The sequence below is a fragment of the Shewanella sp. GutDb-MelDb genome (assembly GCF_002836075.1).
Taxonomy (GTDB): domain Bacteria; phylum Pseudomonadota; class Gammaproteobacteria; order Enterobacterales; family Shewanellaceae; genus Shewanella.
Map to the genome: position 1 here is coordinate 1 of NZ_PJBM01000224.1, position 13,652 is coordinate 13,652.

General features: G+C 42.8%; 9 protein-coding genes and 4 tRNA genes. 7 read left to right on the forward strand and 6 right to left on the reverse strand.

The window, feature by feature from the left end:
- The first annotated feature begins 1,347 nt into the window (after positions 1 to 1,347).
- From CXF82_RS11380 to CXF82_RS11400, 5 genes are all read left to right on the forward strand, one after another.
- Positions 1,348 to 4,011: a family 20 glycosylhydrolase gene (locus CXF82_RS11380; RefSeq protein ID WP_102044216.1), complete on the forward strand. Its 2,664-nt coding sequence runs from the start codon at positions 1,348 to 1,350 to the stop codon at positions 4,009 to 4,011.
- Positions 4,012 to 4,233: 222 nt separating this feature from the next.
- Positions 4,234 to 5,130 carry an N-acetylglucosamine kinase gene (gene nagK / locus CXF82_RS11385; protein WP_101090421.1) on the forward strand — a complete coding sequence of 299 codons (897 nt, stop codon included), beginning with the start codon at positions 4,234 to 4,236 and terminating at the stop codon, positions 5,128 to 5,130.
- 59 nt (positions 5,131 to 5,189) lie between these two features.
- On the forward strand, positions 5,190 to 6,326 hold the full coding sequence (gene nagA, locus CXF82_RS11390) for an N-acetylglucosamine-6-phosphate deacetylase (RefSeq protein ID WP_102044217.1): 1,137 nt from the start codon (positions 5,190 to 5,192) through the stop codon (positions 6,324 to 6,326).
- A 127-nt stretch (positions 6,327 to 6,453) separates the two neighbouring features.
- Positions 6,454 to 7,608 (forward strand): transmembrane glucosamine N-acetyltransferase NagX, encoded by a 1,155-nt coding sequence (gene nagX, locus CXF82_RS11395; RefSeq protein ID WP_374702370.1) that lies wholly within the window; start codon positions 6,454 to 6,456, stop codon positions 7,606 to 7,608.
- A 262-nt stretch (positions 7,609 to 7,870) separates the two neighbouring features.
- Complete coding sequence (locus tag CXF82_RS11400; protein WP_101090418.1) at positions 7,871 to 9,184, forward strand: sugar MFS transporter; 1,314 nt, start codon at positions 7,871 to 7,873, stop codon at positions 9,182 to 9,184.
- Between the two features lie 496 nt (positions 9,185 to 9,680).
- Here the strand turns inward: CXF82_RS11400 and CXF82_RS11405 are convergent.
- The 4 genes from CXF82_RS11405 to CXF82_RS11420 all read right to left on the reverse strand — a co-directional run bounded on the left by CXF82_RS11405 (position 9,681) and on the right by CXF82_RS11420 (position 10,567).
- Positions 9,681 to 9,756, reverse strand: a tRNA-Thr gene (locus CXF82_RS11405).
- Positions 9,757 to 9,795: 39 nt separating this feature from the next.
- Positions 9,796 to 9,871 (reverse strand) — tRNA-Phe (locus CXF82_RS11410).
- 492 nt (positions 9,872 to 10,363) lie between these two features.
- Positions 10,364 to 10,439, reverse strand: a tRNA-Thr gene (locus tag CXF82_RS11415).
- 52 nt (positions 10,440 to 10,491) lie between these two features.
- Positions 10,492 to 10,567 (reverse strand) — tRNA-Phe (locus CXF82_RS11420).
- Positions 10,568 to 10,934: 367 nt separating this feature from the next.
- On the opposite strand from CXF82_RS11420, the gene CXF82_RS11425 reads away from it, so the two are divergent.
- Both CXF82_RS11425 and CXF82_RS11430 read left to right on the forward strand, forming a co-directional pair.
- Positions 10,935 to 11,486: a cytochrome b gene (locus tag CXF82_RS11425; protein ID WP_102044219.1), complete on the forward strand. Its 552-nt coding sequence runs from the start codon at positions 10,935 to 10,937 to the stop codon at positions 11,484 to 11,486.
- Between the two features lie 22 nt (positions 11,487 to 11,508).
- Positions 11,509 to 12,084, forward strand: coding sequence for a YceI family protein (locus tag CXF82_RS11430; RefSeq protein WP_102044220.1), 576 nt, complete (start codon positions 11,509 to 11,511; stop codon positions 12,082 to 12,084).
- A 61-nt stretch (positions 12,085 to 12,145) separates the two neighbouring features.
- Here CXF82_RS11430 and CXF82_RS11435 read toward each other — a convergent pair whose 3' ends face one another.
- Together CXF82_RS11435 and mutY are read right to left on the reverse strand one after the other, a co-directional pair.
- Positions 12,146 to 12,424 carry an oxidative damage protection protein gene (locus tag CXF82_RS11435; protein ID WP_101090415.1) on the reverse strand — a complete coding sequence of 93 codons (279 nt, stop codon included), beginning with the start codon at positions 12,422 to 12,424 and terminating at the stop codon, positions 12,146 to 12,148.
- Positions 12,425 to 12,426: 2 nt separating this feature from the next.
- The gene (mutY, locus tag CXF82_RS11440; protein ID WP_101090414.1) at positions 12,427 to 13,491 is read right to left on the reverse strand and encodes an A/G-specific adenine glycosylase; all 1,065 of its coding nucleotides are present in this window, start codon (positions 13,489 to 13,491) and stop codon (positions 12,427 to 12,429) included.
- Between the last annotated feature and the right edge of the window lie 161 nt (positions 13,492 to 13,652).

Consider the following 13,652-nt stretch of genomic DNA (forward strand, 5'->3'; position numbering starts at 1 on the left):
CTGTCAATTTGAGGTGCTATGATAAATGTAACTGCTTTAGGTGAGAGCTGAAAGCAACGAATTTAAGAGTGTTGGCTTAGCAATTGACGCTGTAGCTATTTATCAATCAACACCTTTATTCGAAAGCGAATTATCCACATTACGAAAAAGAGCTTTAACTTAGCGGGGAACAGGCCCAAACAACCGGTAAATATTGGTTTAGGAGTGGTTATTTCCTTTTTAAATTATCTATTCAACAATAATGAAAAGATACCGCGTTCTGCTTTCGTGCGCTGGCTATACTCTGTCGGTAATAAGAAGTAGGACTGTTCCATGCCTTCGTTGCTTGGTGACACTATGATTTTAGGGCGGAATTTATTCTGTAGTATTCATTTTATCAGTGAAACAATCATTACTTCGCTAGGTTGCATTAAACGCCCGCATAAACACATTTTTAAGTGACGTGGATATATCAAAACTGTTATTAATTGGGCTTTTTAGTGTTCAGATAATCATTTTAAACTTATTAAGTTACTGTTTTTATATAGTTTTACTTTTAATCAATGATTTTGTTTTAAAAAACCACACATTAGATGTCAAAAAAATGTAGATATCTTGTTTCTCTTTGTGTATGTTTACCAATGACAGCGTTGTCATCTGCTTGTGTGACAAGTTGTTTGTAAGGTCTTCATGAATAGGATGAGGTCTCCTAGTTCGTGTTTTTTAACAAATAAAATAGCGTTTGTTATTCCTATAGTCTCTCCCCGGAAACTAATGTGGGCCGAGTACTTGATAAGTGCTCGGCCATTTTTTTATTAGGACAGCGAGACCCATTTGACTCGGTTATATATTAATAATAGCGCTAGCCTAATGATACCTATCTCAGTATCAAGCTAAAGTTGTGGCAACCGAGATGAAGCAAAAGTGTAAAGTTGAAGAGTCGCTGGTAGGCAATATAGATGAAGCTAGAACCTTGGCGAGTCAGACATAACAAGCAACGGGTGAAATCCAAAAAATGATCTAGCGGGTTCAGCATAGCGTGACAGAAACGGTTTCGATAATACGATCTAGCCAAAGCTTGTCTAATAACGCGGTGTCTCACTCTAAAGAGATTAAAGTTTTGCTAGGTAACGTGGCCATAATTGTATCTAATATTAACCATATGAACTTAGATATCGCCAGTGCTGCGAGACTGAAGTAACAGCTGGAATATTGGGCAGTTTGGGTGAGTTAGTTGCAGTGTCAGGTTGAGCATCAATGGATAGTGAAAAACATGCAGTATCGAGTGTTCGGTTATTTCACCAGGGGGAGAAATTGCGAGACTTGATGAAATCGTTCCACCTATAAAATATATAATAGAGGGTAGTAATGAAAACAAGATTGATAGTGGCGGCCGTTAGCCTGGTATTGGCAACGACTGCATGTGCTCAAAAGGATGTTGAAACCGTTGTGGCTAGTGATGTTAGCATCAGCTCCCCTGACGCATTGACGCAGCAACAACTCGATATTATCGGTCAATCTCTGGCGGTGACCTATCGCGTGGTAACCAATGTCGCTGATGAACAATGTGACAAAGTCGCGGGTGGTGGAAAGTGCTTTGTGGCTGAGATAGACCTTACTTTTCCTATCGATGTTCAAAGTAAAGATTGGGCCATTTACTTTTCTCAGATGCGACCGATTCAATCCATCGTCGGTGATGAATTTACCATTTCCCACATCAAAGGTGATCTGTATAAAATTGAGCCGTCAATTGGCTTTAAAGGTGTGGTCAAAGGCGACACAAAGACGATTCAGTTTAGAGGCGATAATTGGCAGCTGGCAGAAACAGACGCAATGCCGAACTACTATATCGTTGCTAATGGTTCAGAACCAATATTAATTGAGAGTACTAAGGTACACATAGATCCTGAAACTGGCATGGAAACCCGTCCCTATGTCAGTGATTTTACTGACCCTGTAAAACACTATAAGCGAACGGCGGCCGATACCGTTGAGTGGGCCACATCGAGTGTTCTATATCGTAACAATATAGCGACTGAATCGAACCCTCAATTAGCTGAAAACCGTATTTTACCGACGCCGAGTAAAGTTGAAGTTCGTAGTACTGATAAACCTGTCTCTTTAAAACAAGGGATCAAGCTAACTTATAATGAAGTAGCGCCAAAGTCTATTGCCGCTGCAGTTAGCCGTTTGGCTCGAGTGGGTGTGCTTGAAACTGAAAATGGTATCTCAATAACGCTATTACCGCTGTCAATTAAAGGGGTTTCTGGCAGTTATCAACTAGATATTAATCCACAGCTGATCACTATCTATGCCGATGATGAGGCGGGATTTTCATATGGGTTAGCCTCACTAACATCACTGCTTGATGTCAATACACTGGCCGTTAACGCTATGCTGGTGGAAGACTCTCCACGCTATGATTTTCGTGGCATGCATATTGATGTATCACGAAATTTCCACAGTAAGAAACTGATCCTCGATCTATTAGATCAAATGGCAGCTTATAAGTTAAACAAGTTGCACCTACATATGGCTGATGATGAAGGTTGGCGATTAGAGATTGATGGGCTTCCTGAACTGACGGATATTGGCAGCAAACGTTGTCACGACTTAAAAGAGGACAACTGCTTGTTGCCTCAATTGGGCAGTGGGCCCTTTAGCGATACAAAGGTCAACGGTTATTACTCTAAAGCTGATTATATTGAGATTTTGCAATACGCAGCGGCTCGGCAAATTCAAGTCATTCCATCAATGGACATGCCTGGTCACTCACGCGCAGCGATTAAATCAATGGAAGCGCGATATCGTAAGCTGATGAAAGCTGGCTTAACCGCAGAAGCTGAGCAATATTTACTGTCAGACCGTGACGACAAAACGGTTTATTCATCGGTGCAATATTATGACGATAACACCTTAAATGTGTGTATGGAGTCGACGTTTAACTTTATCGACAAAGTCATTGATGAAATTGCGGACTTGCATAAAACTGCAGGCGTTCCATTGTCGCGATATCATATAGGTGCTGATGAAACTGCGGGTGCGTGGCTTGAATCACCTATGTGTAAGGCGTTTATTACCAGTAACGACAAAGGAGTTAAAAGCACCAGTGAGCTTGGAGCCTATTTTATAGAGCGCACTTCACAAATGTTGGCAGATAAAGGGATTAAAGCCGCAGGATGGAGTGATGGTATGAGTCATACTCGTCCTGAAAATATGCCTAAAAATGTTCAATCTAACGTTTGGGATATCGTCGCCCATGGCGGTCATAAGCGAGCACACCAACAAGCGAATCTAGGTTGGCAAGTGGTGTTAGGTCAGCCCGAAGTACTTTACTTTGACTTCCCCTATGAAGCCGACCCCAAAGAGCATGGCTACTACTGGGGCATTAGGCATAATAATGCTCAGCGCGTTCACAGCTTTATGAGCGGGAACTTGCCTGCCAATGCAGAGCAGTGGGGCGATATTGAGGGATTACCGTTTGAAGCTGATGACAGGGTTAAGCGTGACGAAAACGGTAAGATCTTGAGCGAACCGTTATCAAAGACTGCAAAATTCAGTGGTATTCAAGGCCAGTTGTGGAGCGAAACGGTTCGCAGTGACGAAGTGGCTGAGTATTTAATGTTCCCCCGGGTGATCATGCTGGCAGAGAAAGCTTGGCATCAACCAAACTGGGAAGTCCCATATCAATACCAAGGTGCAGTTTACAATCAACAAAGTGGCTTCTTTACGACAGAAATGCGTCAGCAACAGGCGTTAGAGTGGCAGGCGATAGCGAATACCTTAGGGTATAAAGAACTGATAAAGCTTGATAAGGCGAATATTGCCTACCGTGTGCCCACCGTTGGCGCTGTTATCAAAGAGGGCAAGTTATACGCAAACCTAATCTATCCCGGTTTATTGATTGAGTATCGAGATAATGGGCAGAAATGGAAAGCCTATCAAGCCGGAGTCGCGGTCGAAGGTGACGTTGAGGTAAGAGCAATTGCTGCAGACGGTGTGCGAAAAGGTCGTAGTTTGATTGTGAAGTAACAAAGTATTTACCTCAAACCTTTAACGACGTAAGTATTTACTAAGCTGAAATGCAGTAACGGTGGGGCGCTACTGCATTTTTATTGTTTTTAATTGCAATATGGAAAAATTAAATGACAACGCTGTCATTCGTGTTGTAACATACGATTAACTTAGTGGCTTTCTTAGTAAAGAGCAGTGATCAGCTCAACACTAAATATTAAAACAATAAAGAGGTTTGTCATGGGTATAGGCCAGGCGGAAGAAGCATCCTTGTATATAGGCATTGATGGTGGCGGCAGTAAATGTCGAGCAACAATATATACTGGCGATTTCAGCATTGTGGGCACCGGTGTTGCGGGGCGCGCAAATCCCTTGCATGGTTTAGCTCAAACATTCCAATCTATTGAAGAATCAACTCAGCTTGCATTGGCTGACGCAGGGCTTAAAAGTACAGACAGTAAGCGTTTAATCGCGGGGCTGGGGCTAGCGGGTGTTAATGTCTCTAGATTTTTCCAAGATGTGATGGACTGGCAACACCCATTTGCTTGCATGTATCTCACCACAGATCTTCATACTGCCTGTATCGGCGCGCACAAAGGTGGCGATGGCGCAGTCATCATTACCGGAACGGGCTCTTGTGGTTATGCTCATGTTGGCGGTAAAGAGCTTTGCTTAGGCGGCCATGGTTTTGGCTTAGGTGATAAAGGTAGTGGTGCTTGGCTTGGGCAAAAAGCCAGTGAACAAGCATTATTAGACTTGGACGGGTTCGGCGAAAAAACCATACTCACCTCGCGTCTATTTACTCATTTCAATGTTAATAATGCGATGGGTATCGTTGAGAATTTGGCAGGACAATCTTCGAGTACTTATGCCAAATTAGCGCGCATGGTGTTTGAGTCTGCACAGCGCAAAGATGGCGTGGCTCAGGATATTGTACGTGAAGGTGCTAGTTATATTAGTGAGCTCGCGAGAAAGCTCTTTGCCATCACACCGCCACGTTTTTCGATGATTGGTGGGCTAGCTGAGCCGCTAGCACCATGGCTAGATGATGACGTCACGGCTAGAATGTCGCCCACATTAAGACCGCCAGAATGGGGCGCTGCATTTTATGCTCAGCAGGAGCATGCTAAAAAATAGGCGCGATAAGCTGTTTTTATTTCGTTGATGGTATCGTCAATACATAGAGTGAGTTGCAAATGAAGCAAACATTAATCGCAGACCGTATTTTTGATGGTCAGCAGTTTCATCATGATCTACCTGTCACCGTTGAAGATGGACATATTCTTGCTTTTGATACCGTAAAAGGCGCAAAAGAGTCACGGGTTGACGGTAGCATTACCCCAGGTTTTATTGATGTACAAGTCAATGGCGGTGGTGGCGTATTATTTAATTCATCACCGACGAGGAAAGGAATTGAGGCGATTGGGCAAGCACACGCAAAGTTTGGCACAACCGCTTATTTGCCCACTTTAATTACTGATGATTTTAGTGTTATGGAGCAAGCTGCGGATGCGGTGGCTGATGCCATTGAGTATGGAAGTGCTGGTGTGATTGGAGTGCACTTTGAAGGGCCACACCTATCGATACCGAAAAAGGGTGTACACCCTCAGCCGCATATTAGGCGTATTTCAGATGCCGAACTTAATATTTTTAGCCGTCAAGACTTAGGCATAAAAGTGGTCACACTTGCGCCTGAAAACGTCTCTCCAGATGTCATTGCAGCGTTAGTTAAGGCTGATGTAAAAGTGTGTCTTGGCCATTCTAATGCTGACTATGATACGGTCAAAGCGGCATTAGATGCAGGCGCTACTGGTTTTACTCATTTGTTTAATGCGATGTCTGCTTTTGGTTCTCGAAACCCAGGAATGGTCGGTGCGGCGCTTGAAAGTACTGATGCCTGGTGTGGACTGATTGTTGATGGTCATCATGTTCATCCTACAGCTGCTAAAGTGGCCATTAATGCCAAGCCGCGGGGAAAAGTCATGTTAGTCACCGATGCTATGCCACCCGTTGGGCTTGATGGCGAGGTGAGTTTTGAATTATTTGGCACGCAAGTATTACGTGTCGGTGATAGGTTAAATGCCGTTACTGGTGAACTTGCTGGCTGTGTCCTTGATATGGCTGCTGCAGTGGCAAATACTATTTCAATGTTAGATATCTCTGCAGAAGAAGCATTGAGAATGGCGTCAATGTATCCCGCAGAGTTTTTAGGGATTAGTCAGCAGTTTGGCTCACTTGCGACAGGAAAGCGAGCAGACATAGTGGTGATGAATGATCAGTTTAAGGTGCAGCAAACCTTTATCGCGGGTCAGTTGATTTATGCAAGCTCGTAAAGGCTACTTGTTGCCTTAGCTTTTTCTAAGCCTCTGTAGCACATGCTATAGGGGCTTTTTATTATCTACGATGATCTAGCAGTAGCCAGTTCATCTACTTGCTTAAAGAGTGTTTCTAATGACAATAATAAATGACACCCAGCCGCAGGCTTGCTCGAACGAGAAAAAACAAAAAGTAAGGCTTAAGTCTCTTGATGCACTGCGTGGTTTTGACATGTTTTGGATTTTAGGCGGCGAGGCGATATTTGCAGCCCTTGTGCTACTCACGGGATGGAGTGGCTTTAAATGGTTAGACACGCAAATGCACCATAGCCCTTGGCATGGTTTTACTTTTTATGACCTGATTTTCCCACTGTTTATCTTTTTATCTGGTGTGGCTCTTGGGCTATCGCCCAAACGCCTAGATAAACTGCCAATGCGTGAGCGTATGCCGCTTTATCAGCATGGGATTAAACGATTAGCCTTATTGTTGTTGCTAGGCATGGTCTATAACCATGGTTGGGGCACGGGGTTCCCAATGGCACTTGGTGATATTCGCTATGCCAGTGTATTGGGCCGCATTGCCTTTGCTTGGTTTTTCTGTGCGCTGTTAGTTTGGCATACAAGCCTGAGAACCCAAGTAATATTCACTGTCGCTATTTTGGTTGGTTACAGCTTATTGCAGCTTTTCCCCTTTTTGACCCTTGATAATTCTGGCGCCTTCACTGCAACAGGGTCGATTAATGCGGCCATCGATAGCTTATTATTACCCGGCGTGATTTATCAAGATGCTGCCGTTGATCCTGAGGGGATCTTATCGACAATCCCGGCGGTGGTAAATGGCTTGTTTGGCGTGTTTGTCGGTCATTTTATTGTTAAATCACATGTGAAAGGTGAAGGGTTTAAAGTCGCTGTGATGACCACACTAGGTTTAGCGTTATTAGGCATTGGTTGGTTGATCTCTCCCATCATTCCTGTCAATAAAACATTGTGGACCAGTAGTTTTGTACTGGTGACTTCTGGATGGAGCTTGCTGCTGTTAGCGCTATTTTATGGTGTTATTGATGTTATGAGGCTAAGCAGATGGGCATTTCCTTTTATCGTGATTGGCTGTAATGCTATTGTGATCTACTTAGCGACAAGCATTGTCAATTGGCAGTACACCGCAGATAGCTTGTTTGGTGGGGTGATAAAATGGTTCCCCGTTTCTGCTCAAAGTCTTATCGCTGTGATAGCGTTATTACTAGTGCAATGGCTGGTGCTTTATTGGATGTATAAACGCTCAATCTTCATCAAAGTTTAAGGGGTTGTGATTACGATGCTTAACGGTTGTGGTTGCATAGTTGATAGTGCAATGTCCCTCTATGGATATAAATCGTTAAACGATACAAATGACAGCGTTGTCTTTTTGGTCGCAATGTTTTAACATCAATGAAACAAAAGCCAATGGTAGACACTAAAAACAGATATAAATCTGTTGTTGGCAATTCAATATAATGAAGGATGGGATAACAAGTCACGCTGTTATCATAAATTTAATTACAATAAGAAGCAGGTAGAAATACATGACAGCATCGACTCAGGCCCAAGCCAGCCCTCAGAGCAGTATTCTGCCTATGTTCATTATAGGTGTGCTCTTTTTTATCTTCGGATTTGTGACATGGCTTAACGGCTCTTTGATCCCATTCCTTAAAATTATTTGTGAACTAAATGAGTTTCAAGCGTTATTTGTGACGTTTGCGTTCTATATTGCCTACACAGTGATGGCATTGCCGATGTCGTCGATACTTAAAAGAACGGGTTATAAAAATGCGATGGCTATTGGCCTCGCTATCATGGCAGTCGGTTCGTTGTTGTTTATTCCTGCTGCGCAGAGCGCGAACTTTATGCTGTTTTTAGGCGCATTGTTTGTATTAGGCACTGGCTTAACTATCTTGCAAACTGCTTCTAACCCTTATGTGGTGCTTATTGGTCCTAAAGAAAGTGCTGCGATGCGTATTAGTATCATGGGCTTGATTAACAAAGGGGCAGGGGTCATCGTGCCGCTGTTGTTTACGGCATTGGTTTTGTCTGGTTTTGAAAACTTTACCGCAGATCATTTAGCGGCGTTAACCGAAGTTGAACGTACCGCGCAAATTAACGAACTCTCATCAAGATTGATAACTCCCTATATTTATATGGCAGTGGCACTGACTTTTCTCATTGGCTTAGTTAAGTTTTCATCATTACCTGAATTAGAGTTTGAAGAAGCTGCAGAGCATCAAAGTAAAGGCAGTATTACCCACTTCCCACAAGTTATCTTAGGTGCTTTAGCTCTTTTTGCTTATGTGGGGGTCGAGGTGATCGCTGGCGATACGATTGGTTTGTATGGGGCTAGTTTGGGGGTGAATAACTTCGCATCGTTAACCTCTTATACAATGGTCTTTATGGTATTGGGTTACATTATTGGCGTAACTTGTATCCCCAGGTTCATTAGTCAGGAAAAAGCGTTATTAGGTTCGGCGATTGCCGGTATCTTATGCATTATTGGCGTAACAATGAGTTCTGCAGAAAGTACTGTGATTGCAGAGGTTTTATGGGGCTGGAGCGGGATCCCCGTTATTCCTAATACTGTTACTTTCGTAGCCATGATGGGACTGGCTCATGCGTTAGTTTGGCCGTCAATCTGGCCTTTAGCACTTGAAGGCTTAGGTAAGTTCACGGCGCAAGGTTCAGCGTTGTTGATTATGGGGATTTCAGGTGGAGCCATCCTACCTTTGATATTTGGTAAGGTTGCTCACTTTGCTGAGAATACACAGCTCGCTTATTGGGTATGCTTACCTTGCTACCTCTTTATTCTGTTCTACGCCCTAAAGGGTCATAAGATGCGTAGTTGGTAAGTATGTTTGTTAAAACCCACTAACCTTAAGGGAGCCATTGGCTCCCTTTTTTGTTTTTGTAACATAGGAAAGTGCCGTTATATCTAAACGACTTGGAAATACTTCTTTAAGAGGCGTTTCGCGAGTTTAACACTTGGCGTGTGGATGTAGGAATGCAGCTCCCTTTCCAAGGCTGCAATCATTACCCACCCAAGCTTTCTTCATGGATGGGGGGAATGTCAGTCGTGTAGGGCATGTTATTGATCTTGCTTAAAGCAGATTAAACTTCCACTTAATACTGAATGTCCAACTGTCTTGGATATATATATATCAGCAATGTTTAATGTTAGCGTTGAGAGGCGGTTGTGCTGTTGAAGTTGGGGCTAATTGAGGGGGGAGGTAGTAAAATCTAATTTGCAGTGTCTGTAGTCGTTATAAAGCGCATCAATAATGGTTACTGAACTGATAATCGCCAGATACAAAAAAGCCACTCTAATGAGTGGCTTTTTTGTTTTTATGGTGCCGGCACCAAGAGTCGAACTCGGGACCTACTGATTACAAGTCAGTTGCTCTACCAACTGAGCTATGCCGGCTTATCTTGCTAATAAGTTAAACAACTCATTATAAAATGTTGGTGCCCGAACCCGGAATCGAACCAGGGACACGAGGATTTTCAATCCTCTGCTCTACCGACTGAGCTATTCGGGCAACTAAGCTATATAAATATATGCGTTAGATTTGTTACTTCAAACTAAGCCTTGAAAGCCTGTCTCGTTTGGAGTGCGCGTATATTATAGCGATGCTTTAAATCACGCAAGTGCTTTTTTCGATAACTGCCTAACAAATAGCCGTACAGTCAAAAATATCACTATAAGCTATTATTTTGCTGATTAATTAGTCTAGAAAAACAATGCAGTGGTGCTCTTGAGCTTGTTTATAGGTGAGTTTGTAGTGGCATAGTTAATTTGGCCACCTAATTAGTTGACCACTACAGTTAGCCTTATTCTGCTTGTATATCACGACTAATTAAAAGAGTAGTGGAGGAGCGAGATATTCAATATCAGCTGCGGATGCTTACTATTGATGGTATTTGCTGGATCGGGGTCTAAAGTGTCAACTTATCTGAGGACGGGATAGGCTTAGAAAATGAAGGTTTAGAAAACAAAAAAGCCACTCTATTGAGTGGCTTTTTTGTTTGTATGGTGCCGGCACCAAGAGTCGAACTCGGGACCTACTGATTACAAGTCAGTTGCTCTACCAACTGAGCTATGCCGGCTTATCTTGCTAATAAGTTATCTCTTTACACAGAAAAACTCATTATAAAATGTTGGTGCCCGAACCCGGAATCGAACCAGGGACACGAGGATTTTCAATCCTCTGCTCTACCGACTGAGCTATTCGGGCAACTAAGCTATATAAATATATGCGTTAGATTTGTTACTTCAAACTAAGCTTTGAAAGCCTGTATCGTTTGGAGTGCGCGTATATTATAGCGCAGAGATTTATCCTGCAAGGGCTTTTTGTTATTAGCGTGACTGTTCGCTTAGTTTGTGTGCAGTTCTAAATAAAAGAACAATAGCTGCATTACTGACGGTGTGGCAGAAGGCACATTATTTCGCTAGTAACGTAAACCTCACTGCATAGTGAGGCTTATGTGTGCCGTTAAAAGCAATACCATTCGAAATAATAGAATGTAAAGGTCAATATTTGCTGATTTTATATCCTAAAATAGAATGTATGATGATTTCATCTTATGAATTCAGGGGGCGTAATGCTCTTAAATACAAAAAAGTCTTACGGCCTAGTCGCTATCCTTTTTCATTGGCTTTCTGCTTTAGCCGTTATAGGCCTATTTGCCGTTGGTTTTTGGATGGTTGATTTAACTTATTACAGTGAATGGTACAAAACGGCGCCATATCTACACAAAAGCGTTGGGCTAATATTGTTATTGCTGACGCTTAGCAGAATATTCTGGCGAATGTTCACTCCCAACCCAAAGAGTTTAGCCAGTCATAAAAGGTGGGAGAGAAGTGCAGGCCATATAGCGCACGGTGTTTTATACCTGCTCCTGCTTGTCATTATGGTTAGCGGTTTCTTAATTTCTACCGCTGACGATCGAGGTATATGGGTATTTAATTGGTTTGAAATACCCAGTCTTGGGGTATTTATGGAAGACCAAGCCGATATCGCCGGCGTGATCCACCAATACGCAGCATACAGTTTAATCGGTTTAGTGCTGATCCATGCACTTGGTGCATTGAAACATCACTTTATCGATAAAGATTCAACACTACTCAGAATAATCAAAATTAAAAATGACTAATCTTTATATGGAGAAAATAACAATGAAAAAGGGTTTATTGGCAACGGCATTGGCAACAACGTTGATGATGGCGAGTACGGCACAAGCAGCAGATTACGTCATCGACACCGAAGGTGCTCATGCCTCTATAGAGTTTAGGGTAAGCCATCTAGGTTATAGCTTCGTAGCAGGTCGTTTTAATACTTTTGAAGGGGACTTCTCATTTGATCAAAGCAAGATTGCAGATTCAAAGGTCAATGTCACCATTAATACAACCAGTATCGATTCAAACCACGCTGAACGTGATAAACATTTACGCAGTCCGGACTTTTTAAATACTGCAAAATTTCCTACTGCGACGTTTGAATCTACCTCGGTTGAGGATAAAGGTGATGGTAACTTTGTACTAAAGGGGAATTTCACCTTAAACGGTGTAACCAAACCATTAGCGATTGATGCAAAAGCAATAGGAGAGGGAAGTGACCCTTGGGGCGGATATCGTGCTGGATTTACCGGTAGCACTGAATTTGCGCTAAAAGATTACGACATTAAAATGGATTTAGGCCCAGCATCTTCTCACGTTAGCTTAAACCTCGTCGTTGAAGGTATGCGTCAGTAATCGTATTGTTACGTTGTAAGCCATAAAAAAAAGGCGCCTTTCGGCGCTTTTTTAATATGTGCTATTCGTCGTCTTTTTCAGGAACAAAGCCTTCGATCTCGACATCTTTTCCTTCAAACAGAAAGTTAACCATCTGCACTTCTAGGAATTTTCGGTCATCGACATTCATCATGTTGAGTTTCTTTTCATTGATAAGCATGGTTTGCTTTGATTGCCAAAGCGTCCAAGCTTCTTTACTCACATTGTCGAAAATACGCTTGCCTAAATCACCAGGGTAAAGCTGAAATCCTAAGCCTTCAGCTTCTTTTTTAAAATATACGCAATTTACTGTGCGAGCCATGATTACTCCTTATTTAATACAGAACCTAAACTCGCTAGAATCCGCTCAGTCGCTGAGGCTAAACCAACTTTAGGTGGATGAGGTAAGTTATACCAGACAGAGGAGTCTTGTTCCATGATCTGGTTATCGCTAATCTTGTTTATTGATACTAAAACGGGTTGAATATCGAGGTGGAAATGGCTAAAGGTGTGTCTAAAGCCAACCAAATCCTCGCGATGACTAATATCGTACGCTTGATTGCTCAAATGCTCGTCTAGTTCATCTTTAGTCGAAAATTGAGCAAAACACCAAAGTCCACCCCAAATCCCACTCGGTGGGCGTTTTTGCAAATGGACATTATTTTGCTGCTCTAATACCAGTAGCCATGCAGCTTTTACCGGAATGACTTTTTTAGGCTTCTTACCTGGATATTCCAGCTGGCGGCCCGAGAGTTGAGCTTGGCAGTCAATTGCAACGGGGCAAGCTGGGCAATTGGGTTTAGAGCGAGTGCATACTGTTGCGCCGATATCCATCATTGCTTGATTATACTTTTGAATCTCTACGTTTGGCGTTAATTGCTGCGTGAGCAGCCAAAGTTTATCTTCTACCGGTTTTTTGCCAGGCCACCCTTCGATTTTGCCATGCCTTGCAAGCACACGTTTTACGTTGCCATCAAGGATGGGGTGATTTAATCCAAGCGATAACGACAGAACGGCACCAGCTGTCGAGCGACCTATACCTGGCAATGCCAGTACGTCATCAAAATCGACAGGGAAAATACCTTGATGTTGCTCAACTATTTGTTGGGCGGCTTTATGAAGGTTACGTGCTCTGGCGTAATAACCTAAGCCAGTCCAGTGATGCAGCACTTCATCTTGGTCTGCTGACGCTAAAGTGTCGATGTTTGGGAAGCGCGCGATAAACTTTTCAAAGTAAGGAATAACCGTGGCAACTTGGGTTTGCTGCAACATAATCTCTGATATCCATACTTTATATGGGGTTTTACTTTGCTGCCAGGGGAGTTGCTTACGACCATGGACATCGTACCAACTAATAATTCGGTCTGAAAAGAGTGGGGTAGTTTTCATCGCCGCAGTGTAACTACCAGTGGCGATTTAAACAAGTTGCAGTTGTTCATTGATAAGGGGGCCGGTTTTGCTGTCAACGTGAGGGAGCCTGGTGAAATAGCGCTAGATTGACCCGTTAATCGAGTATTTTTTGTAAAAGTAGCTCTGTAACTCGCACAAAC